Below are 25,275 nucleotides of genomic sequence, written 5' to 3' on the forward strand. Positions count from 1 at the left end.
CATCCGCTTCACCATCTGTAGCTTGAATCCATCCGTGTACGGCACGGCGTCCTGCCTGCTCTCGCCCCCAAGGCGTGGTCATCCCGGCCATTCAGCCGAGGCGACAACTTCCCTGACACAGGGGGGTGGCGTGCGGAGAAACATCAGCCCGCCGCCCTTCCTGCGAGGGATGGCCCGGAAGCCCTTTCCCGCGACACGAACCAAGTCGCCCTCCCGCCCCTGTCCGTGCGCGAGCCAAGCGTCAGCCTCCTCTGTCGTCGAGGACGACTGGGCCACGAGCACGGACTCCGTGGCGGGAATAAAGAACCTCCGGAAGTACTCACGATAGTCTTCCAGCTTCCCGTTCTCGCGAACGTAGAGCAGCGCCACTGCGGCGATTCGCAAGGCTTCGTCCTCGGGCGTTCCATCCTGGAACCGCTCACCAATCGTCCCAAGGACGCCCATCACGGCATCGACGTCGAAGTCCGAGCTGGTGGCCATGGTGTTTCCTACGGAGCGAGGGGAGCCAGGATCAAGACTCCAAAAGGACGAGCACGTCAGCGAAATGAATCGACGATGTAGGCAGCCGCCACGGAGCCGTCGAGAATCGCCATTCCTGGCTTTGACTCAGGCAACTTCCGCATCTGATCCCGGCTGAGCCGAGCCACGGCGCAGATGGGGACCTTGTCGCCGTCTGGCGGGTGGGCCTCGTACCAGCGAATCACGACCTGGGGCCCACTCGTCCAGACTCGGCCATACAAGCGTGTCGTCGCCTCAAGGGTGCCCATGTCGTCCTTGAGAATGCTCTCAATGGGTCCGTCGTAGAGCGAGATGCGGCGTGCGTCGATCTGGTTGGCATCAAGATCCGCCAGCGCGGCATCCCCGACGCGCAGCCTCAGGTACCGCATGACTTCGAGCGCCTTCTCCGGGCACTCCTGCGGTCCCGGGGTGCCATCGGGACGTAGAGCCACACCGCCTGCAGCAGTGCAGCCGGAAGCGGCGCCAAGCAGGAGAACGGAGCCGAGCAACAGGGCCTTGGGCATGCGCATGAGCGCCACTTCTACTGCCGAAGCAGGGTGTGATCCATCGCGACGAGCACCTGGAGAAGTCCATCGTCCCGGAAGATCTGGAGGGCCAGATCAGTCAATTGCCCGTCCTTGTCCTCGAAGGCACTCTTGTCGACAACGACGGCAATCCTTCCCGACTGCCCCGAAACGAGGACGGAGCGATTCATGCGAAGCGCGAACGGACGAGCGGTGTAGCTGGAGAAGTCGCGAGTGAGATAGGCCCCGTCGAACCGCCACGGCTGGCCGTAATAGGTATTCGTCAGGTGAATCACGGCCGCTGCCTTTTCTGGACCCGAGAAGACTTCAACGACCATGTCCATGTCTTCATTCTTCGAGCGCCAGAACTTCGCACGCCGAAACGGCGTCTTCTTTATCTGTCCATTCGCGAGAAGCGTCGCATAGGCGTGATCAACCGAATTCTCTTCCTTCTTGAAGCGTTCATTCTCATCACTCAGCTTGCGCTCGCGACTGAGCGAGTCATAAAGCAATGAGAGGACCGCATTGTAACTGTCGGGGTCCTTGAACACGTTGACCTGATAGTCGATCCAGCCCCAGCTCTCCCGGCTCCTGGCTTTCACGAGGAACGTGAACTCCGTTCCATCAACGAGTGTCACCAGCAGGGGTAATGCTTCGCCGCTATCGAGTTCACGCAGCGGTTCGAGGATGACCTTCTTGCCGCCGATCAGCGGCGCCTCGAAACGTCCTTCCCATCCCAGGAACTTCGTCCGGGTCGGATCAACTTCCGCCTCGAATCGAAGCGCTGTCACCACCTGCCAGGAGACATAGATGGACGACGCCTCCTGGGCTGGATGGGCTGAGACCTTGAGGGTCCGAATCGTGAGCTTGTCTGATATCTCCCTCGCCCAGGACGGCGAAGCGATCAGGACGAGCAGGAGGCCACACCTGAGCAGTGGGAGGACACGCATGGAGGGACAACCTACCAGGGTAGGTATGTCCCATCCAACCTGCACCTCAAAACTCAGTACGTCCAGGGGAAGCGCTTGAAGTCGCGCTTGCGCTTCTGGACGAACGCGTCGCGGCCTTCCTGTGCCTCTTCCGTGCCGTAACCCAGACGCGTGGCCTCACCGGCGAAGAGCTGCTGGCCCACGAGGCCGTCGTCCGGGAGGTTGAAGGCATACTTCAGCATCTTGATGGCCGTGGGGCTCTTGGTGTTGATCTCCGCCGCCCACTCCAGCGCCACCTTCTCCAGGTCCTTGTGCGGCACCGACTTGTTGATGGCGTTCATCTGGAACGCCTCGTCCGCCGTGTAGGCCTGGCCCAGGAAGAAGATTTCGCGCGCCCGCTTCTGCCCCACCTGCCGCGCCAAGAGCGCGCTGCCGTAGCCCGCGTCGTAGCTGGCCACGTCCGCGTCCGTCTGCTTGAACATCCCGTGTTCCTTGCTCGCGATGGTCAGGTCACAGACGACGTGCAGGCTATGCCCGCCACCCGCCGTCCAGCCCGGCACCACCGCCATCACCACCTTCGGCATGAACCGGATCTGCCGCTGCACCTCCAGGATGTGCAGCCGCCCCAGCCGCGCCGGGTCCGCCGCGTCCTCTCCGGGCTCGTACTTGTAGCCGTCCTTGCCGCGGATGCGCTGGTCGCCGCCCGAGCAGAACGCCCACCCGCCGTCCTTCGGCGACGGCCCGTTGCCAGTGAGCAGCACCACGCCCACGTCCGTCATGAAGCGCGTGGCCTCCAGCGCCCGGGCCAGCTCGTCCACCGTCTTCGGACGGAACGCGTTGCGCACCTCCGGCCGGTTGAACGCGATGCGCACCGTGCCTTGATCCACCGCGCGGTGGAACGTGATGTCCTTGAACTTGTGGCCTTCCACCGGCTGCCAGCGGGACGCGTCGAAGAGGTCCGAGACCATGCGCTGTCTTGCTCCGAAATTGAGGGAGTGAACGGCCCGGAACCCTAGCGGTTTCCGCTCGGGGTTGCCCGCGCTACCGTGCGCGCCATGCCCACGAGCCTGCTCGTCGTCCATGTCCATGTGCACGTGCTGCCCCAGCACGTCGACGCCTTCCTCCAGGCCACCCTCGCCAACGCCCGCGAGAGCGTGAAGGAGCCCGGCATCGCCCGCTTCGACGTCTGCCAGGACAACGAGGACCCCACCCGCTTCGTCCTCGTGGAGGCCTACCGCAACCCGGACGCTCCCGCCGCGCACAAGGAGACCGCCCACTACCTCACGTGGCGTGACACCGTCACCCCCATGATGGCCGAGCCCCGCATCCCCCGCCGCTACACCAACCGCTTCCCCGACGACGCGGCCTGGTGACATGGCGTCCGCCCCCTTCGAGTTCGCCACCGCCACCCGCGTCCTCTTCGGCCCGGGCCGCGTCCAGGAAGTCCCCGACCTCGTGCGCGGTCTCGGCGGCCGGAAGGTCCTGCTCGTCACCGGGACGAACCCCGCCCGCGCCGAGCCCGTCCGCGCGGGGCTTGAACGGCTGGCCATCCCTTCCGCCTCCTTCCGCGTCGCGGGCGAGCCCACCGTCGACCTCGCGCGCGAAGGCACCGCCGCCGCCGTGGACTCAGGCTGTGACGCCGTGGTCGCCATCGGCGGTGGCAGCGCGCTCGACGCGGGCAAGGCCATCGCCGCGCTCGCCTCGAATGGAGGCGACCCGCTGGACTACCTGGAGGTCATCGGCCGGGGCCAGGCCCTGACGAAGCCGTCGCTGCCGTTCGTGGCCGTGCCGACCACGGCGGGCACCGGCTCGGAGGTGACGCGCAACGCGGTGCTGGGCTCGAAGGAGGCCGGCGTGAAGGCCAGCCTGCGCAGCCCGATGATGCTCCCCCGCGTGGCCCTGGTGGACCCGGACCTGCTGGAGCACGCGCCCGCGGGCGTGCTCGCGGCGGGCGGCCTGGACGCGCTGTCGCAGCTCATCGAACCGTTCCTGTCCATCCGCGCGCAGCCGCTCACGGATGCGCTCGCGCGCGAAGGCATGCAGCGCTCGGCCCGCTCCCTGCGCAAGGCGGTGCTGCACGGCCCCGGCCCGGCGGAGCGCGAGGACCTGGCCCTCGCCAGCCTCTTCGGCGGCCTGTGCCTCGCCAACTCGGGCCTGGGCGCGGTGCATGGCTTCGCGGCGCCGCTGGGCGGGATGCTCGGCGCGGCCCATGGGGCGCTGTGCGCCGCGCTGCTCGGGGCCACATTGGAGGTGAACCTGGAGGCCCTGCGCTCCCGCGCCCCGGACCACCCCGCCCTGCCCCGGTTCCGCGAGCTGGCGGTGCTGCTCACCGGCCAGTCCAACGCCCGCGCCGAGGACGGCATCGCCTGGGTGAAGGACCTGGTCCACGCCGTGCGCATCCAGGGCCTGCGCGACATGGGCCTCACGGACGCGGCGGTGCCCGGCCTCGTCGTCAAGGCCCGCGCCGCCAGCAGCATGAAGGGCAATCCGCTGCCGCTCACCGACGCGGAGTTGACGACGCTCGTCGAACGGTCGATGTGAGGACCCGCCCATGAAACCCGCCGCCCTTGTCCCCGTGGTGCTCGAACGCCTGCGCGAGAAGTATCCCGACGCGAAGTACGAGCTGAACTGGAACACCCCCTACCAGCTGCTGGTGGCCACCATCCTGGCCGCGCAGTGCACCGACGAGCGCGTCAACCGCGTCACCGCCGAGCTGTGGAAGAAGTACGACGGCCCCCAGGCCCTCGCGGACGCGGACACCGCGGAGCTGGAGGAGGACCTCAAGCCCACCGGCTTCTTCAAGCAGAAGACCAAGACGGTGCAGGCCATGAGCCGCGCGCTGCTGGACGCCCACCAGGGAGAGGTGCCGCCGCGCATGGAGGACCTGGTGGAGCTGCCCGGCGTGGCGCGCAAGACGGCCAACGTCGTGCTCAACACCGCCTTCCAGCAGGCCTCCGGCGTCATCGTGGACACGCACGTGGCCCGCGTCAGCCAGCGCCTGGGCCTGACGAAGCAGGAGAAGCCAGAGGCCATCGAGGCCGACTTGATGAAGCTGGTGCCCAAGGACGACTGGACCTTCTCCGGCCCCGCCGTGGTGCTGCACGGCCGCTACACCTGCGTGGCCAAGAAGCCCAGGTGCGCGGAGTGCCTGCTCAACGACGTGTGCCCCAAGCTGGGCGTGACCTGAGCCGTCACAGGTGCGCGAGCACCGCCAGCGTCAGCACCCAGTCCAGTCCGGCTTCGAGGAAGTAGTACGTGGAGCCGTCCAGCGACGTGCCGAACCCGGTGCCCAGGTGGCCCAGGGGCCCGGCGAAGAACTTCATGCCCAGCTCCGCCCCCAGGTTGATGGGGGCGCGCCGCGAGCGCGAGTTGTCCAGGTACGGGCCCACCAGCGCCCGGCCATAGGGCGCGAACCAGTTCGTGACGAAGTGCTGGTAGCCCACGGTGGCGTTCAGCGACACCCGCTTCGCGTCCACGCCCACGTTGGCGCCCAGCGTCAGCCGCCGCGCCTTGAGCCCCATGGGCTGCACGTTCACGTCCATCGCCAGGCCCACGCCGCCGTCGAACGGGACGCGCCAGCCCAGCGCGAACTCCGTCGTCGACTTGTCGATGGCCAGCGCCTCGTAGCGGAACCGCGCCGCGCCCGCGACGTCCCCGCGCGCGTCCTGGATGTCCGCGAGCGCCAGCGCGGCCTCCTCCGAATCCTCGTCGTACACCTTGCGCAGCGGCGGCTCCGCGCCGTCCAGGTCACCGCGCGCCAGCCGGTCCTTGCCCTGCGTCAGACACGCGGACGTGGAGCCCATCGCGCACGCGAGCCCGAAGGCCCGGTCCGCCTCCTCCGTGCGGCCATCCACCTGGAGCTGCTTCGCCCAGGTCTCGCAGGCCCAGGCGCTCCCGCTGTCGCACTTCTCTTCGAGCGTGGGGGCGCGGGTCACCTCGCTCGTCGTCACACACGCCGCCGTCAGCAGGCACGGCAGGAGGAACAGCCACCGGACGAAGGACACAGGGGGACCACGGAGGGCTGGAGCCGCAACCATGGTCCACATTCAAACACACCGCCGGGACAGCGGCGCGTCTGGCACGGTGCGTCTTTCAGTGTTCTTCCAGCGGCCCTTCCCCGTCGTGGATGACGCCCGGGTTGCGGCCGATGTCCGGCCCGTCCCCGCTGCGCTCGTCGGCCTTCTGCTTCTCGGAGGCGGTGTCGCCGGAGCCGCCGACGCCTTCCCGGAAGCCCTGGGCGGCCTCGTGGCTGGACTCGCGGACGCTCTGGGCGGCCTTGCTGGCGCCGTGCTGGACGTCCTTGGCGGCCTCGCCTACCTCCTGCCCGACCTGCCGGGCGTTCTCGTTGACGGACTGCTGCTGACGCTCATTACACCCCGCCGTGAAGCCCACCGTTCCAATCACACCCAGCACGACGAGCCCGTTGAAGGTGCGTGTCCACATGGTCGTCTCCCCGAGGGTCCCGGCCCTCTGGGGTGAAACGTAGGCACGCCTGCTCCCCAACGAAGTCCCGGTTTTCCTTCCCGGGAGGCGTCCGGGGCCCGCTTGCCTGTCAGCCCCCGGCCCGGGACCGGCGGAAGGCCTCCGGAGACGTGTTCCACCAGCGCTTGAAGGCGCGGTGGAAGGCCACCGGATCCGCGTACCCCAGCAGGAACGACACCTCCGCGATGGACATGCTCCGCTGGAGGTAGCCCTGGGACAGCTCGCGCCGCAGCGCCTCCACGATGCCCGCGTAGGTACGGCCCTCCGCCGCCAGCTGGCGCTGCAACGTGCGCGGTGGAACGCGCAGGGTCCGCGCCACGGCGATGAAGGAGAAGTCGCCGCCCGCCAGCGTCCGCCGCACCTGTTCGCGCACGCGGTCCGACAGGGTGTCCGTGACGGGCAGCCGCTCCAGCGCGCGGCGGGCCTGGTGTTCGAACACGGCGTTGAGCAGCGCGTCCCCGTGGACGAAGGGCCGGTCCGCGTCCGCGTGGGAGAACTCCAGGTCACTGGCCGGGGCGTCGAACTCCAGTGGGCAGCCAAAGAAGGCCTCGTGCTCGCGCGTGTCCGCGGGCGCCGCGTGGACGAAGCGCGCGCGCAGGGGCCGCACGTCCGCGCCGGTGAAGACGCGCACGCCCATGGCCAGCTGCACCAGCGCCAGCTCCGTGAGGTGCCGGTGCGCGGGCCGCCAGGCAGGGCCCACCGGGGTGAAGCGCATGCGCACCCCACGCGGCGTGTCCTCCACGACGAAGCGCTCGCCGTCGCCCCACACTCGCTGGTAGCGGCAGCCGCGCACCAGGGCCTCGCGCAGGTGGGCGCTGGTGAGGATGACGAGCGACGCCGGGTCGTCCGCGTCCATCACGTCCAGGCCCGTCATGTGGAGGCCCAGGTTTTCATCCCCGGTGAGCGCCACGGCGCGCTCCAGGATGGCGTCCAGGACGGCATAGGGGATGCGCGCCTCCGGGTCGTCCAGGTCCGACCACCGCAGCCCCAATTCCTCGCAGAGCCGTTCCGCGGGCACGCCCCGCTTCGCCGCCGCGAGCAGGCCCTGTCGTGCCAGCCGGGCGGAGAGCGAAGGGGGAGCGGAGGACGTCACGGGCAGGGACGCTAGCGACCGCCTGGCGCGGGCGGCAAGCCGTTCTGGCGCGAGCGGTCAGTGCACCCGCCATGGGTGGACGGCACCGTGTGACGCATGGACTCCACCGCCCCCGAGCACCCCGCCCTGCTGCCCCGCCTGCACCTCTTCGAGCTGATGGATCAGTCCTGGTGTCCGCCGGCGGTGCGCAACCTGTCCACGGACTACCTGCACACGGTGGCCACGAAGATGGGGCTGTTCGACGCGGCGGCGGACGTGCTCGCGAGGGGGCTCCGGGCCTCCGGCACGGACACGCTGGTGGACCTGGGATCGGGCGGCCGGGGGCCCGTGCCCCGCTTGCAGGGGCTGCTGGAAGCGCGGCACGGACTGAAGACACAGGCAGTGCTCACGGACCTGTATCCCAACGCGGAGGCCGCCGAGCGGGCGCGGTCACAAGGCGCGACCTACCTGCTCCGGCCCGTGAATGCGCGGCAGGTGCCGGCGGACCTGCGCGGCATGCGCACGATCTTCAATGCCCTGCACCACTTCCGGCCGGAGGAGGTCCGAGAGGTGCTGGAGGACGCACAGCGCAGGGGCGAAGCCTTCGCGGCCTTCGAGGTCGTGCACCGCACGCCGGGCGGGGTGCTGGGCACGTTGCTGGTGCCGCTGCTGGTGCTGCTCTTCACGCCGCTCATCCGGCCGCTGACACCGCTGCGCCTGCTGCTCACCTACGCGGTGCCGGTGGCGCCGCTGGCGCTCGCGTGGGACGGGCTGGTGTCCACGCTCCGGGCCCACCGGCCGGAGGAACTGAAGGCCCTGACGCGGAGCCTCCAGCGCCCCGGCTACACCTGGGAGGTGGGCGTGGTGCGCGAGAAGGGCAAGGGCGCCGTCACCTACGTACTCGGGATGCCCGTGCGCATGGAGACGTGACCCGATCCCTGGCGCGCCCCTCTCAGTCCGCCGGCTCTTCAGCATCCGGAGGCGACGGTTCCTGGGGGAACTCCACTTCCGGATCGTAGGCGTCGCTCGAGTCCATCCCCGTCGCCTCCTCATCGGGGTCGGCGTCGTGCGCGTCCGGCTCCGCCGCGTCCTCAGCGGAGTCGCCTTCGTCCTCCGCTGTCGTGTCCTCTCCGAGAACAGGAAGGACCTCCGGCATGTCGAACCGCACGAGGGCGGGCGCCGCCACCGGCTTCGTCTTGCATCCCCGCTTGTCGAGGAACAAGTCCAGTGCGACCACCTCGCTCCAGCGCCGCGGATCATCGAGAGAGACGCTGCTGGTGAAGGTCTCCGTCGCACCGGCCGCCAGGCTGAAGTTGCGCAGGGAGTCCGCCAACACGGAGGCCCTGTCCTCGCTCACGTCCTCGTCCTCGCCGTACCCCTGGACGCAAGCATCGCCAGTGATGCGCCGGGCGCTCACGTTCTTCACCGTGTACTGGAGGGAGTACTCGTTGTCTTCGCCTGTCTTTCGCAGGTCGACGTCGGACAGCACGAGCGCTCCGGGCTGTGGCGGTCCCGGCCGACGGGGCGCCGGCGCGTCCGCGGCGGCAGGGCTTCCCGTGGGACGCAGTCGCAACGGCTCGCTGGTCCCCTGGAATCCGTCTTGCGAGCAGTGAAACTCCCGGGCCGTGTACAGGAGCACCGTCAGGGCATCCTTCCAGAGGTCCTCCATCACGTAGGCGCGGTCGACGAAGACGTCGTCGGTGCCGCCCTTCACGGTGATGCGCCCCAGCTCCGCTTCATGGATGACGAAGCCCTTCTCGTCCAACAGCGCCAGGCACGTGGCTCCACGCGCCTGCGCCGTCCCCGGGTTGGTGAGCGTGTAGGTGACGTCCACGGTATACGGGGTGGTGCGCTGGAGGGTCACGCCGGAGAACTTCAACGGCTTCGCGACCGGCTTCGTGTCCGGCACACCCACCTGCACCCGGGATCCGCCGCCCGCGTCAGGTACGGCGCTCACCTGGGGCTGTTCCTTCCTGCAGCCCGCCCCCCATAGCGCCGCGCTCCCCACGAGCCACGCGCACAGGGTCCGCGCCCTCCAGTCACTCCGCATCATGATGCGCCTCTTCACTGCCGGCCTCCGCCGGGAGGTTGACCGGCAGGCCCGGGTTTCCGGCGCCCCCGGACATCACGCAGCCATAGGGGTCCACGAAGAAGCGCAGCACCGTGGCCTCGCCCCAGTGTCTGTCCTTGTGGAAGGCCACGGGGACCGTCTGGGTGGATGAAGCCGCCGGGGCCAGGTCGAACTCCCCGACGTCGACCTCTTCCAGTGCGTAGGAGCCTTCCCGCGCATAGGCCCGCAGGCACCCCGACGCCGAGGCCCGATGGCCGCTCACGTTCTTCACCGTGTACGTGAGGGAAGGGCCCGGCGGCGTCCCGCCCCGTCGCAACTGGAGGCCGGACACTTCGAAGTCCTCCGGCGTCGAATCCGGCGGCAGCTTGGGCACCGGCAGGCCCGCGGGCGCGGGGGCTCCCGTCGGGAGCAGGGCGAAGGGCTCACTGGTCCGCCTGGCGCGGTCGTCGTAGCAGAGGGTGTCGTACGCCGTCGTGTAGAGGATCAAGGAGCGGGCCTGGTTCCACCGCAGGTCGTCCACGCTCGTCGAGTCCTCGAACGTGTCGTCCCCTCCGCCCTTCACGGTCACGAAGCCAATCGTCTGGGAACTGATGGCGAGGCCGTGCTCATCCACCAGCATCAGGCACGTGTTCCCGCGCCCCTGCGCCGTGCCCGGGTTGGTGAGCGTGTAGCTCACGGTCACGCCGCCGTCCGCCACGCGCTTCAGCCCCACGTTCGAGAAGCGCAGGGGCTTCGAAATCCTCGCGACCGTCCCCGCGTCCGGGATGCCCGCATCCACCGTGGCGACCACCACGCCCGCGTCCACGGGTGCGCTCGCCGCGGGCGCGTCCTTCTTGCACCCGGCGCACCACACCGCCGCGAGGCCCAACACCACCCCGCCCAGCACCTTCAGCGGATCACTCCCCATGGGGGGCCTGCTGGTCGCTCTTGAACTCCTCTTCCGGGTCGTGGGCGCCGCTCGAGTCCATCCCCGTTTCGTCCTCGGGGTCCCCGGCGGGCTCGGACTCCACCCCCTCCTGGGGCGCATGGACCGACGCGGGCTTCATGAACTTGAAGCCCGTGTTGTCGGTATCCGCGTAGTCCGCGCAGCCATAGGGACTGGTGAAGAGGCGCAGCACCGTCACCCGATCCCAGTTCCGGTCATTGTCGAAGATGACGAAGTCCTTGATGGTCTCCGAAGCCCCCGGAGCCAGGTTGAAGTCTCCCTCCGGCGACTCCTCCAGATGGGGGGCGCCCTCCGGCCCCACGTAGGCCCGCAGGCACCCCGAGCCCGCCGCCCGGTGTCCGCTCACGTTCTTCACCGTGTACGTGAGGGTGTAGTCGTCGGACAGCCCGGCCTGGATCAGCTCGACGCCGGACACCTCGAAGTCGGTGGCCTGCGAATCCTGGAGGGCCTGGGGGGCGGGGGCGTCCGCCGGAGCAGGCTGGCCCGTGGGCAGCAGGCGCAGCAGCTCACTCGTCGCACTGAGCACTCCGCTGGAACAGCGGTTATCGCCCGCCGTGTAGAGCATCACGGTCCGGGTCTGCTTCCAGGCCGTCACGCCCAGCGACACCTTGTCCTCGAACGAGTCCGTCGTCCCGCCCTTCACGGTGATGCCGCCCATGCGCTTCACTTCGATGACCATGCCCTGGTCGTCGAGCAGGGACAGGCACGCATCCCCGCGCCCCTGCGCCGTCCCCGGGTTGGTCAGCGTGTAGGTCACCATCAAGGTGGTGCCCTGGGGCCAGAGCGCCACGTCCGAGAACCGCAGCGGCTTCACCACCTTCGCGACCGTCCCCGCGTTCGGAACGCCCGCGTCGGCCACGGCCACCACGCCCGCGTCCACGGGCGCGCTCGCCTGGGGCTGCTCCTTCTTGCACCCGGCGCCCCACACCGCCGCGCAGCCCAGCAACAGCACACCCAGCACGTTCCCGCGCCGCTGATCACTCCGCATCATGAAGCCCCCTCCACTGCACTTTTGCCGTCGGGTTTCATATGGGACACCGCCACGGCGCGGCAAGACGGCCCACTTCGCACGTGCTTGACGCGGCAGGGCCGGAGCGCTCGGATGCGCGGCACCTATGCCCACTCCCAAGCTGCTCACCCGCGCGGAAGCCACCGACTACCAGGAAACGTCCCGCAGCGCCGACGTGGTCGCCTTCGTCGACGCCCTGTGTGCCCAGACGAAGCTCGCGAAGCGCGTGGACTTCGGCCAGAGCGGTGAAGGCCAGCCGCTCATGGCGCTCATCCTCAGCGACCGCAACTGCTTCACGCCGGAGCTGGCGCAGAAGCAGAAGAAGATCGTCGTGATGGTGGAGGCCAACATCCACGCCGGAGAGGTGGAGGGCAAGGAGACCCTCCAGGCGCTCGCGCGCGACCTCACGCTCACGTCCCTGGGCAAGAAGCTGTTGGACCGGCTGTGCCTCGTGTTCGTCCCCAACTTCAACCCGGACGGCAACGACCGCATCAGCAAGGGCAACCGCGCGTTGGATTTGAAGAACCTGGAGGGCCAGGTGAACCCGCCCGGCGGCGTGGGCATGCGCTACACGGGCGAGGGCTGGAACCTCAACCGCGACAACATGAAGCAGGAGGCGCCGGAGACGCGCGCCATGGCGAAGCTGTACCAGACGTGGTGGCCGCACCTCTTCGTGGACTGCCACACCACCGACGGCAGCATCCACGGCTTCGACCTCACCTTCGACATCCCCCACGGCAACGCGGACCTCATGCACATGTCGCGGGACTTCAACCGCGAGCTGGCCGAGCGCGTGTCCGCCGCCGTGAAGAAGAAGCACGGCTTCGACAGCTTCTGGTACGGCAACTTCCTCAAGGAAGGCGACCCGACCTCCGGCTGGCACACCTACCCCGCGCTGCCCCGCTTCGGCAGCCACTACCGGGGCCTGCTGGGCCGGCTGGACGTGCTGCTGGAGACCTACAGCTACATCGACTTCCCCCGCCGCTGCGCCGTCATCCGCGCGTGGGTGCTGGAGCTCATCCGCGACGCCGCCCGCTACGCGAAGGACTACCGCACCGCCACGTCCTTCGAGGAGTCCGCCATCATCGCGCGCGGCAAGTCCCCCGACGCGAAGGAGTGGGTGGGCATCAACTTCGGCGTCGCCCAGCGCGACGCGGAAGGGGCGCTGGTGTTCGACTACCCGGCCTACGTGCTGGGCAAGGACATCGCCACCATCAGCTCCTTCGACGAGGCCAGCATCCAGGCGCGCCGCTACCCGGGCAAGCGCAAGAAGGTCTACAAGACGCCGCACTACCGCACCTTCGTGCCCACGCAGTCGGTGAGCACGCCGTCCGCGTACCTGGTGCCCGCGTCGCTCGCGTCCCGCCTGGAAGGCCACGGCATCCGCTTCGAGAAGCTGGCCAAGGCCCAGCGCTTCCAGGTGGACAGCTACCGCATCGCGCGCAAGGAGGAGACCTTCAGCCCGGACGTCGCCGCCAACGTGCCGCCGCCGGGCCAGGACGAGGTCCCCTTGAGCCAGAAGCCCAAGCCGGTGCGCTTCGAGACCATCCTCACCGTGGCCGCCGAACGCTCCGAGCAGGAGTTCCCCGCCGGCACCCTCAAGGTCCCCACCGACCAGCGCACGGGCACGCTCATCACCTACCTGCTGGAGCCGCACTCGGACGACGGCTTCTGCCGCTGGCAGTTCCTGGATGACAGCCTCAAGGTGGGCGAGCTGTACCCCATCCACCGCGTCGTGGAGGCCACGCGTCCCCCCCTGAAGGTGGAGTAGGCATCACACCTCCGGACGCCTCCCCGCCCCCGGGTCTGTCATCCCCGGGGGCATTGCCCCTAGACTGGTGCCCGCAGGACCCGCGGAGATGGTGCGGGGGCACGCGGGAGGCCCCGGATGGCTGGCATGAGGCAAACGCCCCGGGGCACGCGCCTTCCGGGGCGTGAAGGCATGACGCGCGTGGGAGGCGTGCTGGCCCTGGCGCTCTGCATGGCCCTGGGCTTCGTGGCCGTGCGCGCCTGGAGGCAGCGAGCCACCGGGCTGGAGACCCCGGCGCTGTGGCTCTCCGACGCGCCCCACCGTCCCCTGGAGGTGCGGCTGAGCCTCCCCGCCGCGGACGTGTACCGCCCCTATGCGCCGCCCCGCGGTGGGGACACGCTGGCCCCGCCGGTGCCCCTGGGCGCGCTGTCCCACCTGGAGGAGCGCGGGGATGCGCACGGCGTGGGCGTCAGCTACCTGCTGCATGGCGACACGGAGCAGGCGCTCGCGTACCTGTCGCGCACGTCGCCGTCGTTGGACAGGGACAGTGACCTGGCCGCCGTCGCCATCCTGCGCGGCCGCTCCGACGAAGCCCTGACGTTGCTGGACGCCACGCTCGAGGCCATGCCCGAGCACCCGCAGGCGCGCTGGAACCAGGCCGTGATGGCGCGCGAGCTGGGGCTGACGCTCCTCGCGGCCACGGCGTTCGAGGCCGTGGCCGCGAAGAACGAGCCCGGCTGGAGCGACGAGGCGCGCGAGCAGGCGCGGACGTTGCGAGCCCGGTTCCAGGCGCGGTCGGAGGCCTGGAAGGCCACGCGCGAGGCGCTCCTCGCCCGGCTGCGCTCGTCCCAGGCGCCGCTGCCGTTGGACGGAGCGGCCCGCTTCCCGGGCCTGGCGCGCGAGTCCTTCTACGAGCTGCTGGCGACGGCGGAGGACCCCGCGCGGGTGGAGGCGCTGCTGCCGCTGGCGCGGGTGCTGGACCACGCGGCCGGAGGCACCGTGCTGGAGGACACCGTGCGGCGGGTGGCGGCGCTGGACTTCGCGCGCCGGGCGCCGCTCGCGCGGGAGTACGCGAAGCTGGTGCAGGACGCGCACCCCAACCCGGCGAGCCTCATCGAACGGCTGCGCCAGGAGGCCACGGCGAAGGACGTGCTGCTGGGCGCGCTCCTGCGCACGCCGGGCGTGGCGCGCACGCATGAGGAGCTGCGCGCCCTGACGGTGGGGGAGACGGATCCATGGGTCCTCTCGCGGGTGGCGCTGGAGGAGGCGCGGCTGGACGACCTGGCGGGACAGGGGCCCCAGGCCGGGGACCGGCTGCGGCAGGTGCTGAAGGACTGCCGCGCGCACAAGCTGCCCTTGAAATGCGTGGACGTGCTCCTGCGGTTGAGCAGCCGCGCGACCGCGTCGAACCGGCTGGTGGAGGCAGAGGAGGCCGCGAGCACCGCGTGGCAGGAGGCCGCCGCGCTGGGCGAATGGGACCGCGAGGGCTCGGCGCTGGTGATGCTGGCCAACGCGACGCGCTTCCAGGTGCGGGTGGCGCTCGCGCGCGCCTATCTCACCGAGTCCCTGGCCCGCCAGCCCGATGACTGCAAGGCGCGCACGCAGGCGCACCTCAACCTGGCCTCGCTGGCGCTGATGCGCTTCCGCCCACAGGAGGCGCGGCAGGAGCTGGAGGAGTCGCTGGCGTGCGGTCAGTCCCCCGGTCTCCAGGGGGCGTGGATCCTCGCGGACCTGGCGCGCCTGGCGCCACGGCCGTCCGACGCGGCACGCCTGAGCGCGGAGCTGAGCCGGGTGTCGCCGCTGCGGGAGAACGCGGGGCGGCGGGTGCTGGCCACGCTCATCCGGGGACGCTTCGAGGTGGACCGCGACTGGCGCGAGGGCCAGCGGGTGCTCCGGCAGACCATCGCGGAGGCGGAGCCGCTCTTGCGCGTGAACGCGGATGCGCGCGACGCCAGGGCGGTGGCCTTCCAGACGCTGGCGGTGAGCGCGGGCCACGCCGGGGCCTTCCGCGAAGCCATGGAGGTGGTGGCGGAGAGCCTCCAGGTGCCCGTGCCGGAAGGCTGCGTGCTGGCGGCGGCGGTGGAGGCCGAGCGCACGGTGACGGTGGTGCGCGGGCCGGGGGGCCAGGTGCAGGGGCGCTATGACGCCTCGCGCACCATGCCCCTGCGCGATGACCTGACGGGGCTGGTGCCCGGGGAGCTGGTGGACCTGCTGCGAGACTGCCCCCGCGTGGCGGTGCTGGCCGCGCCGCCGCTGGACAGCCGCGCGGGCCTCCTGCCGGCGGACCTGGCCTGGAGCTACCGGGTCGGTACGGGCGTGCCCGCGACCTCCCCCGCGAAGCCCCCGCTGCACGTCGTCGTCTCGGACGTGGAGCCGCCGATGACGCTGCGGCTGGCGCGGTTGCCTTCCGCGACGGACGTGGACCTGGCGGGGGCGCAGCGGCTGTTGCGGCTCAAGGGCGCGCAGGCCACGCCCGAGCGCGTGCTGGAGGCGATGGAGCAGGCCACGGACATCGACATCCACGCGCACGGCGTGGTGGACCGCGCGCTGTCGGACGCCACGGTCATCGCGCTGTCGCCGCAGCAGGACGGCCACTACGCGCTGACCGCGGAGGAGCTGCGCCGCCGTCACCTGCAGGGCGCGCCGCTGGTGGTGCTGGGCGCGTGCAGCGCGGCCCGTCTGCCGCCCATCCTGCATGAGACGTCATCACTGCCGCAGGCGTTCGTCGCGTCGGGAGCCCGGGCCGTCTTCGCCGCCACGGCGGAGATCCCCAACGACGCGGGCGCCTTCTTCCGCGCGGTGCGCGAGCGCATCCAGTCCGGCGAGGAGCCCTCCCAGGCCCTGCGGGCCGAGCGCCTCGGCTGGCACCAGAAACAGCCCGGCATGCGCTGGGTGGACAAGGTCCTGCTGTACCAGTAGCGCCGGGCGCGGCTTCAGTCCCTCGGAGGCAGGGGCGACGGCTGGGGCTCCGCGTCGACGTCCCAGGTCACGTTGGGCTCAGGCAGCGCGAAGGCTTCGAACGAGACGGCGACACCGCCGTCTGGCGCACTGAAGCCGTACCACCACCCCACCGGCAGCAGCACGCACTCCCCGGGCGACAGCGTCACCTCCAGGCGCAACGGCGCCTCGTCGACCCCGGATTCGGACGACGCCGTCGTCACCCGCCGCAGCTCGAACGCCGGCACGAGCTGGAGCCGCCGCTCCCCGTGCACCTGCGCCAGCAGCACGTTGTTCCGCCCCGCGCGCAGGGGGACCTCCGCCCCGGCCGGCTCCCACCACAGGCGGGGTTCGCACGCGCGCGCGTCCTCCGCCGTGAAGCCCCGGAGCGTCGTCAGGCCCTGTGCCAGTGACTCCAGCCGGGGGTCCTCGAACAACGGCACGCAGCACGCGTGCTTCGCCTCACGCGCGCCCAGCAGCGCGGCGACGTCCTCGCGGCTCCAGGCGCGAGACTCCAGCGACGCGCTCCAGCCCTCCCGCAGCACCACGGGCAGGTTGTCGAAGTAGTAGCGCTCGAAGAACGCGGCGGGCGTCAGCGCGTCATGCCGGTCCACCCGTGGAGGCCCTTCCGTCTGCTGGAACAGCTCCGCGTACACGTCCAGCAGTCCCTCCAGCTTGCGCTGCATGCCCACCGCGCGCAGCGCTCCCGCGACGAGGGGCTCCTGCTGCTCCACCTCCACCGCGCGTTGCGCCTGCTCCGGCGTCACGCCCGCCTTCTCCAGCGACGCCACCAGCTCCTTCGGCGACGCGCCGCGCACCAGGTTCTCCACCAGCCACCGCCGCCACTCGGGCGTCAGCGGCGAGGTCCCCGCATCCACTTCTCTCGATGCTCTCATCGGTGCTCCTCCGAAGGCATGGCGCCCAGCCAGCCCTCCCGCCAGCAGGTGTTCAGCCCGGGTGTCTGCTCGAAGCTCACGAACGTCACCGACAGGCTCGGCTCCAACGCCCGCAGCGCGTGCCACCACCCCACCGGGATGAAGAGCGTGTCTCCCGGCCCCACCTCCACCGTGTGCAACGCCACCCGGGCGAAGTCCGGGAAGCGCGCCAGGTCCGGCGCCAGCACGTCCACCGCGCTGTAGAAGCCGCGCACGTTGGACATCCACGGCGTCTCCCACGAAGGCGCCAGCCACACCTGCTTGCGCCCCCACACCTGGCAGAACAGGACGTTGAGGTGATCATGGTGCAGGTTGGACAGCGTCCCCGCCGGCCCCAGCCACAGGTGCACGCGGTCGGGCTCGCGCAGGTCCGGGTGGATGTAGCCCTCCGGCGCGCGCAGGTCCTCCAGCAGCGGCCGGAACGCGTCGCGCAAGAGCAGGCTGTTCCGGGCCACCAGATACATGTCGTTCGCCGGCGCACCGTCGAAGCGCGCCAGCAGCTCCCGCAGCGGCACGTCCCGGCGCAGGCGGTCCGCGTGGAGGTCCGGCAGCGCCTGGGCATCGCGCCCCGCCATCACCTCCACCGTCTCGTCACCGAAACGCTCGGCCATCCACTCGGGCGTCCACCGCGTCCGCGCCGGCCAGTCCTCCATCAGCCCTTCAATCACAACCGGCCGGTTGCGCCGGTAATACGTATTGAAGAATTCCGCTGGAGCCAGCCGTGACCGCCGCTCCACGCGCGGCCCTGGCAATGCCTGTCGTCGCAACGCCGACCGCGTCTCAAGCAATGATTCAAGCAATCCCAGACGTCCCGTGAACTCACGCGCCCGCGCCACCGCGGGATGCGCCTGCGCGGCCCGGATCGTTTCCCAGACAACCTCCGAGGCCACTCCCGCCGCCTCCAACCGGGCTCCCAGGCTTTCGCAGGGCACTCCCCGCGCAAGGTTATTCGCGAGCCACGTTCTCCATACAGGGGGGAAGGAAGACGTCATCGCCGGCCCCCTTGAGTCGGGCTGAACCATTTGGGCCGTCCACATCCACCACGAGCGGACTCCATGACGCCTCCCGAGAACTCATACAAGATCGTCCCCAACCCGAATCCCCCTTGTGACCCCGCGCAGGAGGACCTCAGCCGGAAGCGGATCCCCGAACCCCCCGCGCCCACGCCGCCGCCGTCCACACCGCCCCTTCCTGAAACGCCGAAGGACGAAAACCTCAACGGCTGACGCAAGCCATTGAAGCGCAAACGGCACACCTCACCCGAAGGTGTGCCACCGCGCGTTCCCGCCCGGCACGTCCAGCGACTGGAACGTCAGCGACACGCTCACGTCCAGCGCGAGCACCTGGTGCCACCAGCCCACGGGGATGAAGAGCATCTCCCCCGGGCCCACCACCACCTCGTGCACGTGCGCGGTGGCGAAGTCCGGGAAGCGCGCCAGGTCCGGCGCCGCGGCGTCCACGGCGCTCCACACGTGGTCGCGGTTGTACAGGTGGGGCGTCTCGAAGGAGGGCACCAGCCAGAAGCGCTTGCGCCCGTGGACCTGGCAGAACAGCACCGAGTCCACGTCATGGTGCAGCGCCGTGCGCGTGCCCGCCGGGCCCACCCACAGCTTGATGCCCCCGGGCTGCCGCGTCGGGTACACGAAGCCCGGGGCCGGCCGCAGGTCCTCCAGCAGCCCCCGCAGCTCCGGCCGCTCCAGCGCGAAGTTGCGAGCGGTGAGGTACAGGTCGTTGGTGGGCCCGCCGTGCTCCAGCCGGTGGAGGAAGTCCGCCAGCCGCATCACCGTGCGGCACGCGTCCGGAGCCCTGTCATGGTCCGCGCGGGCTTCACGGCCCGCCATGACCTCCACCTCCACGTCGCCGTAGTCGCGCGCCAGCGCCTCCGGCCGCCAGCGCTCCAAGAGCGGCCAGCCCTCCAGGAAGTCCTCCAGGACGACGGGCCGGTGCGCCCGGTAGTAGCGCGCCTGGAACTCCTCCGCGGACACGCCCCGCCGCCGCTCCACTCCACGGCGCGACTGCCCATGCAGCGACGCGCGCGCGTCCAGCAGCGCCACCACCTCCGCAGCCCGCGCCCCGCGCGGCCCGCCGGCCTCCACCGCCGGGTGCCGCCGCGCGCGCGCTACCTCCGAACGGGCCTCCTCCGGGGCCATCCCTCCGGCGACCAGTGCCCGGGCCAGCGCCTCCACGGGCACGCCGCGCAGCAGGTTCTCCGACAGCCACGCATCCCACGAGGGTGACAGGGCCATGGCCCCACTCTAGGCCACCCGCGAAGCCGCACGGAAAGGGGGCCCTCTGCCCACATGCCCTACAGGGTCAGCGCCCCCTTGAGGCCCAGCACGAGGATGTTGCGCGCGTCCTCGTTCGCGCCGGGGCGGATGTACTGGAGGTTGGGCCGAAGCACGAGCCACTCCGTCGCGTGGAGGCTGTAGTACAGCTCGCCCACGTACTCCGTGCGAGGTACCGGCGTGCTGGGGTCCTGCGCCTGCTTCTGCTTTTGGGCGGTGACGTAGCGCCCGTTGGAGTGCGTGGCGCCCAGCGCGAAGCCCACGTCGTCATCCGCCCGGCCGAAGACGCCCGTGTACCCCAGGCCCACCGTGTACTGGCCGTCCACCGCGGAGGTGTTCCGGTCCGCGTGCGTCAGGCGCGCGAACAGGTTGAGCCCCTGCGCCGCGTTCTCCGCGCCCAGCACGTGCGTGAGCTGCTGGCGCGCGACGAAGTACAGGCCATAGCGCCCATCTCGCTCCACGCCGGTCAGCAGCACGTCGGGCGCGTTGGACGTGTCGTACCAGGCGCCCAGCTTGTAGAGCCCCTCCAGCAGCCCGCCCTGGAACGTCGGGTTCCACCCCAGCTCCAGGGGCAGCATCACGCCTGTCGCCCCGCTGAAGCGCCCCAGGAAGAAGGCCTCCTCCAGGTTGCGCGGGTTCACCTCGTACGCGGCCAGCTGCACGTAGGCCACCTTCGCCACGTCCAGGCGCAGCCGCGTGCCCCACTGGCTCACCGGCCAGTTGAACCAGTAGTTGCCCACGATGTTGCCGGGCTGCGCGCCACAGAAGCTCAGGTTCTGGAAGTCACAGGGAAAGTCCGCGGTGTCCTCGCCCATGGTGACGCGGCCCAGCTTCAGGTGCACCCGCTCGTCCCAGAAGAGCTGGTCGTACCAGAGCTGCGTGAGGCGCCCCACGTTGCCGCGCCCGTACACCTCCTGCACCAGCTGGAGGTTGCCCAGGTCCATGTCCGCGTTCAGGTTGTTGCCGTTGCGGTGCGTGAACGTGAACTGGAAGGTGCCGCCCTTGAGCCCCGCCAGCTTCTCCAGGTCCAGGCCCAGCCCCACGTTGAGCTGGCCCGCCTGCCGCAGCGCATGCCCCTTGCCGCCGCGCGCGTTGAAGGCGAGCTCCGTCACGTAGCGGACCTGCAGCGCGACGCCCAGCTCGTAGAGCAGCCCGCGCGCCCCGCCCCATCCACCGGTGAGGCCCGGGGGCATCTTCGTCTCGGCGGCGAAGGCCGGGCCCGCGCACAGCAGGGCCCACGCCATCACCCACGCCGTCCAGCCCCGTCCCCGCATCGCACCCGTCCCCGCGCACGCCACGGGTGCTCAATGGCAACGGATGCCAGGATGTCCAGCCGTGCCAGGGGGCCGTCCGTCGCCTTCCAGCCACTCCCCCGGGCCTTGCGAAGGGCCCGGGTGCGGCGAGGAACGAAGCGGCGCGCCGGGAGTGTCCTCCACCCGGCGCACGCCCCTGCCAGGGGTGCGGCTACTTCTGCGGCAGCGGCACCGTGCGCACGTGCAGGTCGCGCAGCTGCTTCTCGTCCACGTCGCCGGGGGCGCCCGTCATCGTGTCCGTGCCCGTCTTCGTCTTGGGGAACGGAATCACGTCGCGCAGGGACTCCGCGCCGGTCAGCAGCATCACCAGGCGGTCCATGCCCAGCGCGATGCCGCCGTGCGGGGGCGCGCCGAACTTGAGCGCGTCCAGCAGGAAGCCGAACTTCACGCGCGCCTCCTCCTCCTGGATGCCCAGCGCCTTGAACACCTCGCTCTGCACCTTCGGGTCATGCAGGCGGATGGAGCCGCCGCCAATCTCGAAGCCGTTGAGCACCACGTCGTAGCGGTGGCACTTCACGCGGCCCGGGTCGGTCCCCAGGTACTGCACGTCCTCGTCGTGCGGACGGGTGAAGGCGTGGTGCGCCGCGGCCCAGGTGTTCGTCTCCTCGTCGAACTCGAAGAGGGGCGGGTTCACCACCCAGAGGAACTTCCACTGGCCGCCGCTGCCGTACTCCGGGATGAGCCCCAGCTTCTTCGCCACGTGCACGCGCAGGTTCGCCATCACCGTGTGCACCAGCGACTCGCGGCCGAACTGGAACAGGATGAGGTCGCCCGTCTTCGCGTTCACGGCCTGGTTGATGGCCTGCCGAAGCGCCGGTGTAATCGTCTTGGACAGCGGGGACTGGGTCCACTCACCGCCCTCGCCCACCTTCGCGCGCGCCAGGCCCTTCGCGCCCGCCTGCTTCGCGAAGTCCTCCAGCTTGTCGCTCTCCGCGCGGGACAGCGCCTTCTCCGCCGGGACGACCATCGCCTTGACGATGCCCTTCTCCTGCACCGCGTCCCACATCATGGGCACGCCGCCCGCGGCGCCGTGCTCGCGGATGACGTCGGTGAGCACCACGTGCTCCAGCCCGAAGCGCAGGTCCGGCTTGTCGTTGCCGTACTTGGCCATGGACTCGTAGAAGTCCATGCGCATGAAGGGCGTCGGGATGTCGATGCCCAGCACCTCGCCCCACAGCTTCTTCAGCAGGCCTTCGATGATGGTGAAGATGTCGTCCTGGGTGACGAAGCTCATCTCCACGTCGATCTGCGTGAACTCCGGCTGCCGGTCCAGGCGCAGGTCCTCGTCGCGGAAGCACTTCACGATCTGGAAGTACCGGTCGAAGCCCGCGACCATGAACAGCTGCTTGTAGAGCTGCGGGCTCTCCGCCAGCGCGTAGAACTTGCCCGGGTTCAGGCGGCTGGGGACCAGGAAGTTGCGCGCGCCGCCCGGCGTGTACTTGCCCATGAAGGGCGTCTCCAGCTCCAGGAAGCCGTTGCCCGCCATGTACGAGCGCGCGAGCGTGTTCATCTTCGAGCGCGTCATCAGCGTCTTCTGGAGCGGCCCGCGGCGCAGGTCCAGGTAGCGGTGCGCCAGACGCTTCTCCTCGGAGGTGTCCACGTTGTCCTCGATGAGGAACGGCGTGGGCTCCGAGCGGTTGAAGATGGTCAGGTCCGAGGCCTTCACCTCGATCTCCCCCGTCTTCATCTTCGGGTTCACGTTCTTGCCGCGCGACAGCACCTTGCCCTTGATGCCGATGCAGTACTCCAGGCGCAGGTGGCCGGCCGTCTCGTGGGCCTCCTTGCTGTCCGGCTCGAACACCACCTGGGTGAGCCCTTCGCGGTCCCGCAGGTCGATGAACACCGCGCCGCCATGGTCGCGGCGGTTGTGCACCCAGCCGAAGAGGACCACCTCTTCGCCAACGTTCGCGGCCGTGAGCTGACCGCAGGTGTGGGTACGCTTGACCTCTGAAATGAACGGGACCGCCATGGAGACCGCCTGCGTTTGGTTCGGGAAGGAAGGCCGGGCACCATACCGGATCGTGGAAACGACGCGTCAAGGAATCCATGGCTCCTCCGCCCCCGTGTTTTCACCCGCTCCTCACTCGAAAGACGGGCGCTTGAGCAGGCAGGCGCGCACGTCCCCGCAACCCCGAAAAGGTTCCCGGGTTGGAGCCTGCATGCTGGTGCTGCTGGCGTTGCTGGGGGCAAGCCCCACCTGGGCGGCGGAGGCCGCGGACAGCTCCATCACGCTCGAGGCGAGCGGCGGCCACGGCTATGCCCTCTGGAGCCTGCTGGGCGACGTGGGCGTGGGCGAGGCGACCTTCGTCACGCTGGGCTACACCGGCGCGCGGCCGGAGTCCGGCACCGCGGCCACCCACCAGCTCTCCGTGGGCCTGGACCACCTCGCGGGCAGGCACTGGCTGCTGTCCGGCGCCGTCAGCCTGGGCCTGTCCAAGGGCTCCGACACGGAGCTCACCCCGGAGCGCCCCCGCCTCAACCTCCCCGGCCTCACCGCCCGCACGGGCTACGGCAGCCAGGCGATGCAGCTGGGGGCGGCCTGGGACTCGGCGGGCTTCGACACCTGGGAGTACGGCCTGGACGCGGGCGTGGGCGTCAGCCGCTACCCGCTGCGCCGCCAGCTCTTCACCGTCGCGGAGGGCGCCCCCACGGAGCGCTATGCCCAGGAGGACATCCTCTGGTCGGCCCGGCCCACGCTGGGCGCGCGGCTGCTCTGGGACGGCCGCTGGGAGCTGGGGCTGCGCGGGGGCTACGCCTTCTACAGCGAGGATCCGCTCACCGCGGGCCAGTTCACCGACGCGGAAGCCGACGCGCTGGCGGACCGGCTCGAGGACCGGGCCGCCGCCCGGAAGGCCCTGGCGGGCCTGCGCCTGCGCCAGCTGCGCGACCTGGGCGCGGCCGTGACGCGGCGCCTGGGAGAGGTCAACGCCGGCACCGGCTTTCCCTCCGCCCCGGTCCGCTGGGACGTGAAGCCGTCCCTCTCCTGGCGCCTCACCCCGGCCGTGAGGGGGCAGGTGTCCTACGCCTTCACCCGGTACGTGGCCGGCCAGGGCGTGGCCCACGTGCTGGCCACCCGGTGGACGGTGCGCCTGGGCGACGCGGTGCGGCTGTGGGCCTCCGTGGCCCTCCAGCGGGACGTGCCCCAGGACACCCCGGCGGAGGCCTCCGGCCTCCTCACACTCGGAGGGGAATACACGTTCTGAGCGGTCCGGAGTAAAACGGGCGTCATGCTCCGAACAGTCATCACCGCCGCCGTCGGGCTGACCCTGGCCACGGGCTGCGCGCCGGACAGCGAGGCCCCCGTGAAGGTCTCCGTCCTGTCCCGCTCCAGCAATGGCCAGTACGTCCCCACGCAGGTCGAACTCACCACCATCGAGGACGTCGTCGGCCTGAAGGGCACCGTCGGCGACCTCCAGGGTGGCGCCCGCATCGTCATCGACGTGAACGACCCCGGGCTCCAGAACGCCACGGAGGACACCATCGCGGAGGTGCTGCTCAAGAAGCCCGGCCACGACGTGAAGGCCAGCTACATCACCCAGAAGGATGAGAAGACGGGCGAGGACGTCCTCTGGCCCGCGGACTTCCACTCCTGGAACATGGTGACCTCGTATTACAACCTCGAGCGCGCCAACGAGTACTTCCGCACCGTCGCCAACGTGAAGGTCGCGTCCTTCGAGCCCGCGCCGACGCTCTACTACTTCCCGGAGTTCGTCCAGACGCAGCTGAGCAAGGAGCCGGCGCAGGACAACGCCATCTTCTACCCGGTGCTCCAGTCGTTCCTGGTGCTGCCGTTCGACAAGATTCAGCGCGCCCCGCTGCCCCTCAACGCGGCGGTGATGGCGCACGAGTACTCGCACCTCGTGTTCAACCGGCTGTCGTACGCCGGCCAGTCGCTGCCCCTGGCGCTGGCCACCTGGGGCTCGGACTCGCCCAGCCAGGGCGCCAACGTGCTCAAGGCCTATGACGAAGGCCTGGCGGACTACCACGCCTACGGCGCCACCTGCCGCAGCCCCAGCGGGTGCGATCCCCGCTTCATGGCGACCTCCTTCGACGGCGGCCCCTACGCCGGCGTCACCGACGCGCGGGACCTGTCCAACGGCAACCGCTGCATGAGCGCCATCCTGTACGCCCGCGTCCAGCAGCAGGACCTGAACAGCTTCTCCGCCGACGGCGCCGAGTACCAGGTGGGCACGCTGCTGGCCACCGCGCTCTACCAGGCGGGCCGCTCCACCGGGCAGGAGGCCCAGCTGCAGCGCGACATCGTCTCCGCGTACTACGACACGAACCCCGCCACCCCGGGCATCTACCAGTACACCCAGCAGGTGCTGGGGGATCAGACCCTGTTCACGCTGGCCGTCCCCGCCCGGGCCATCATCTCGCACATCACCGACCTGGAGCTGCGCAAGGCCGTCTGCAACGAGTTCATGGACCACCTGCAGATTCCGCGCGCGGACCTCATCGGCGACAACCTCTGCCCGGCCAGCGCCGCGGGCGGCACCACCTGCCCGAACATCTTCCAGTGAG

General features: G+C 70.3%; 23 protein-coding genes. 8 read left to right on the plus strand and 15 right to left on the minus strand.

Going from position 1 to position 25,275, the window contains the following annotated elements; translation table 11 throughout:
• Positions 1-78: 78 nt before the first annotated feature.
• From AABA78_RS38405 to AABA78_RS38420, 4 genes are read right to left on the minus strand one after another with little or no spacing between them, the layout of a single operon-like run.
• On the minus strand, positions 79-480 hold the full coding sequence (locus tag AABA78_RS38405; RefSeq protein WP_338270503.1) for a hypothetical protein: 402 nt from the start codon (positions 478-480) through the stop codon (positions 79-81).
• A 56-nt stretch (positions 481-536) separates the two neighbouring features.
• A complete protein-coding gene (locus tag AABA78_RS38410) occupies positions 537-1,028 on the minus strand; it encodes a serine/threonine protein kinase (RefSeq protein WP_338270504.1) in 492 nt (163 codons plus the stop codon).
• An 11-nt stretch (positions 1,029-1,039) separates the two neighbouring features.
• Positions 1,040-1,972: a DUF2381 family protein gene (locus tag AABA78_RS38415; RefSeq protein ID WP_338270505.1), complete on the minus strand. Its 933-nt coding sequence runs from the start codon at positions 1,970-1,972 to the stop codon at positions 1,040-1,042.
• Between the two features lie 53 nt (positions 1,973-2,025).
• On the minus strand, positions 2,026-2,919 hold the full coding sequence (locus AABA78_RS38420) for a 1,4-dihydroxy-2-naphthoyl-CoA synthase (protein WP_120554826.1): 894 nt from the start codon (positions 2,917-2,919) through the stop codon (positions 2,026-2,028).
• An 87-nt stretch (positions 2,920-3,006) separates the two neighbouring features.
• Here AABA78_RS38420 and AABA78_RS38425 point away from each other — a divergent pair, with 87 nt between their 5' ends.
• From AABA78_RS38425 to nth, 3 genes are read left to right on the plus strand one after another with little or no spacing between them, the layout of a single operon-like run.
• Entirely contained in the window at positions 3,007-3,324 is a 318-nt protein-coding gene (locus tag AABA78_RS38425) for a putative quinol monooxygenase (protein WP_338270507.1), read from the plus strand.
• A gap of 1 nt (position 3,325) precedes the next feature.
• The gene (locus tag AABA78_RS38430; RefSeq protein WP_338270508.1) at positions 3,326-4,492 is read left to right on the plus strand and encodes an iron-containing alcohol dehydrogenase; all 1,167 of its coding nucleotides are present in this window, start codon (positions 3,326-3,328) and stop codon (positions 4,490-4,492) included.
• Between the two features lie 10 nt (positions 4,493-4,502).
• On the plus strand, positions 4,503-5,138 hold the full coding sequence (nth, locus tag AABA78_RS38435; protein ID WP_338270509.1) for an endonuclease III: 636 nt from the start codon (positions 4,503-4,505) through the stop codon (positions 5,136-5,138).
• A 4-nt stretch (positions 5,139-5,142) separates the two neighbouring features.
• Here nth and AABA78_RS38440 read toward each other — a convergent pair whose 3' ends face one another.
• The 3 genes from AABA78_RS38440 to AABA78_RS38450 all read right to left on the minus strand — a co-directional run bounded on the left by AABA78_RS38440 (position 5,143) and on the right by AABA78_RS38450 (position 7,526).
• On the minus strand, positions 5,143-5,955 hold the full coding sequence (locus tag AABA78_RS38440; RefSeq protein ID WP_338270511.1) for a tetratricopeptide repeat protein: 813 nt from the start codon (positions 5,953-5,955) through the stop codon (positions 5,143-5,145).
• 88 nt (positions 5,956-6,043) lie between these two features.
• A complete protein-coding gene (locus AABA78_RS38445; RefSeq protein WP_338270512.1) occupies positions 6,044-6,394 on the minus strand; it encodes a hypothetical protein in 351 nt (116 codons plus the stop codon).
• Between the two features lie 109 nt (positions 6,395-6,503).
• Complete coding sequence (locus tag AABA78_RS38450; RefSeq protein ID WP_338270513.1) at positions 6,504-7,526, minus strand: AraC family transcriptional regulator; 1,023 nt, start codon at positions 7,524-7,526, stop codon at positions 6,504-6,506.
• Positions 7,527-7,622: 96 nt separating this feature from the next.
• Here AABA78_RS38450 and AABA78_RS38455 point away from each other — a divergent pair, with 96 nt between their 5' ends.
• Positions 7,623-8,435 carry a class I SAM-dependent methyltransferase gene (locus AABA78_RS38455; protein WP_338270514.1) on the plus strand — a complete coding sequence of 271 codons (813 nt, stop codon included), beginning with the start codon at positions 7,623-7,625 and terminating at the stop codon, positions 8,433-8,435.
• Between the two features lie 22 nt (positions 8,436-8,457).
• On the opposite strand, the gene AABA78_RS38460 is transcribed toward AABA78_RS38455, so the two are convergent.
• The 3 genes from AABA78_RS38460 to AABA78_RS38470 form a co-directional block, all read right to left on the minus strand.
• Entirely contained in the window at positions 8,458-9,462 is a 1,005-nt protein-coding gene (locus tag AABA78_RS38460) for a hypothetical protein (protein WP_338270515.1), read from the minus strand.
• 82 nt (positions 9,463-9,544) lie between these two features.
• Positions 9,545-10,483 carry a hypothetical protein gene (locus AABA78_RS38465; protein WP_338270516.1) on the minus strand — a complete coding sequence of 313 codons (939 nt, stop codon included), beginning with the start codon at positions 10,481-10,483 and terminating at the stop codon, positions 9,545-9,547.
• Positions 10,473-11,513, minus strand: coding sequence for a hypothetical protein (locus AABA78_RS38470; protein WP_338270517.1), 1,041 nt, complete (start codon positions 11,511-11,513; stop codon positions 10,473-10,475). The genes AABA78_RS38465 and AABA78_RS38470 overlap by 11 nt, the downstream gene beginning before the upstream one ends.
• A 124-nt stretch (positions 11,514-11,637) precedes the next feature.
• Here AABA78_RS38470 and AABA78_RS38475 point away from each other — a divergent pair, with 124 nt between their 5' ends.
• The gene (locus AABA78_RS38475) at positions 11,638-13,302 is read left to right on the plus strand and encodes a M14 family metallopeptidase (protein WP_171417892.1); all 1,665 of its coding nucleotides are present in this window, start codon (positions 11,638-11,640) and stop codon (positions 13,300-13,302) included.
• Between the two features lie 171 nt (positions 13,303-13,473).
• Complete coding sequence (locus AABA78_RS38480) at positions 13,474-16,200, plus strand: CHAT domain-containing protein (RefSeq protein ID WP_338270518.1); 2,727 nt, start codon at positions 13,474-13,476, stop codon at positions 16,198-16,200.
• Between the two features lie 14 nt (positions 16,201-16,214).
• Here the strand turns inward: AABA78_RS38480 and AABA78_RS38485 are convergent, their stop codons facing one another.
• From AABA78_RS38485 to aspS, 5 genes are all read right to left on the minus strand, one after another.
• Positions 16,215-17,114 carry a hypothetical protein gene (locus AABA78_RS38485; RefSeq protein ID WP_338270519.1) on the minus strand — a complete coding sequence of 300 codons (900 nt, stop codon included), beginning with the start codon at positions 17,112-17,114 and terminating at the stop codon, positions 16,215-16,217.
• On the minus strand, positions 17,111-17,890 hold the full coding sequence (locus AABA78_RS38490) for a cupin-like domain-containing protein (RefSeq protein WP_338270542.1): 780 nt from the start codon (positions 17,888-17,890) through the stop codon (positions 17,111-17,113). The genes AABA78_RS38485 and AABA78_RS38490 overlap by 4 nt, the downstream gene beginning before the upstream one ends.
• 519 nt (positions 17,891-18,409) lie before the next feature.
• Positions 18,410-19,399 carry a cupin-like domain-containing protein gene (locus AABA78_RS38495; RefSeq protein WP_338270520.1) on the minus strand — a complete coding sequence of 330 codons (990 nt, stop codon included), beginning with the start codon at positions 19,397-19,399 and terminating at the stop codon, positions 18,410-18,412.
• A 59-nt stretch (positions 19,400-19,458) separates the two neighbouring features.
• On the minus strand, positions 19,459-20,682 hold the full coding sequence (locus AABA78_RS38500) for a carbohydrate porin (protein ID WP_338270521.1): 1,224 nt from the start codon (positions 20,680-20,682) through the stop codon (positions 19,459-19,461).
• Positions 20,683-20,902: 220 nt separating this feature from the next.
• Positions 20,903-22,720 (minus strand): aspartate--tRNA ligase, encoded by a 1,818-nt coding sequence (gene aspS / locus AABA78_RS38505; RefSeq protein WP_338270523.1) that lies wholly within the window; start codon positions 22,718-22,720, stop codon positions 20,903-20,905.
• A 190-nt stretch (positions 22,721-22,910) separates the two neighbouring features.
• Between aspS and AABA78_RS38510 the strand changes: the two genes are divergently transcribed.
• Together AABA78_RS38510 and AABA78_RS38515 are read left to right on the plus strand one after the other, a co-directional pair.
• Complete coding sequence (locus AABA78_RS38510) at positions 22,911-23,954, plus strand: hypothetical protein (RefSeq protein WP_338270524.1); 1,044 nt, start codon at positions 22,911-22,913, stop codon at positions 23,952-23,954.
• A gap of 24 nt (positions 23,955-23,978) precedes the next feature.
• Entirely contained in the window at positions 23,979-25,274 is a 1,296-nt protein-coding gene (locus AABA78_RS38515; RefSeq protein WP_338270525.1) for a hypothetical protein, read from the plus strand.
• The last annotated feature ends 1 nt before the right edge of the window (position 25,275 follow it).

This window comes from Corallococcus caeni (assembly GCF_036245865.1).
Lineage (GTDB): Bacteria > Myxococcota > Myxococcia > Myxococcales > Myxococcaceae > Corallococcus > Corallococcus caeni.

Bases quoted from the DNA above. Each gene is read 5' to 3' on its own strand.
- AABA78_RS38405 (WP_338270503.1), bottom strand. From the start codon at position 480: ATGGCCACCAGCTCGGACTTCGACGTCGATGCCGTGATGGGCGTCCTT.
- AABA78_RS38410 (WP_338270504.1), bottom strand. From the start codon at position 1,028: ATGCGCATGCCCAAGGCCCTGTTGCTCGGCTCCGTTCTCCTGCTTGGC.
- AABA78_RS38415 (WP_338270505.1), bottom strand. From the start codon at position 1,972: ATGCGTGTCCTCCCACTGCTCAGGTGTGGCCTCCTGCTCGTCCTGATC.
- AABA78_RS38420 (WP_120554826.1), bottom strand. From the start codon at position 2,919: ATGGTCTCGGACCTCTTCGACGCGTCCCGCTGGCAGCCGGTGGAAGGC.
- AABA78_RS38425 (WP_338270507.1), top strand. From the start codon at position 3,007: ATGCCCACGAGCCTGCTCGTCGTCCATGTCCATGTGCACGTGCTGCCC.
- AABA78_RS38430 (WP_338270508.1), top strand. From the start codon at position 3,326: ATGGCGTCCGCCCCCTTCGAGTTCGCCACCGCCACCCGCGTCCTCTTC.
- nth (WP_338270509.1), top strand. From the start codon at position 4,503: ATGAAACCCGCCGCCCTTGTCCCCGTGGTGCTCGAACGCCTGCGCGAG.
- AABA78_RS38445 (WP_338270512.1), bottom strand. From the start codon at position 6,394: ATGTGGACACGCACCTTCAACGGGCTCGTCGTGCTGGGTGTGATTGGA.
- AABA78_RS38455 (WP_338270514.1), top strand. From the start codon at position 7,623: ATGGACTCCACCGCCCCCGAGCACCCCGCCCTGCTGCCCCGCCTGCAC.
- AABA78_RS38465 (WP_338270516.1), bottom strand. From the start codon at position 10,483: ATGGGGAGTGATCCGCTGAAGGTGCTGGGCGGGGTGGTGTTGGGCCTC.
- AABA78_RS38470 (WP_338270517.1), bottom strand. From the start codon at position 11,513: ATGATGCGGAGTGATCAGCGGCGCGGGAACGTGCTGGGTGTGCTGTTG.
- AABA78_RS38475 (WP_171417892.1), top strand. From the start codon at position 11,638: ATGCCCACTCCCAAGCTGCTCACCCGCGCGGAAGCCACCGACTACCAG.
- AABA78_RS38480 (WP_338270518.1), top strand. From the start codon at position 13,474: ATGACGCGCGTGGGAGGCGTGCTGGCCCTGGCGCTCTGCATGGCCCTG.
- AABA78_RS38485 (WP_338270519.1), bottom strand. From the start codon at position 17,114: ATGAGAGCATCGAGAGAAGTGGATGCGGGGACCTCGCCGCTGACGCCC.
- AABA78_RS38495 (WP_338270520.1), bottom strand. From the start codon at position 19,399: ATGGCCCTGTCACCCTCGTGGGATGCGTGGCTGTCGGAGAACCTGCTG.
- AABA78_RS38500 (WP_338270521.1), bottom strand. From the start codon at position 20,682: ATGGCGTGGGCCCTGCTGTGCGCGGGCCCGGCCTTCGCCGCCGAGACG.
- aspS (WP_338270523.1), bottom strand. From the start codon at position 22,720: ATGGCGGTCCCGTTCATTTCAGAGGTCAAGCGTACCCACACCTGCGGT.
- AABA78_RS38510 (WP_338270524.1), top strand. From the start codon at position 22,911: ATGCTGGTGCTGCTGGCGTTGCTGGGGGCAAGCCCCACCTGGGCGGCG.
- AABA78_RS38515 (WP_338270525.1), top strand. From the start codon at position 23,979: ATGCTCCGAACAGTCATCACCGCCGCCGTCGGGCTGACCCTGGCCACG.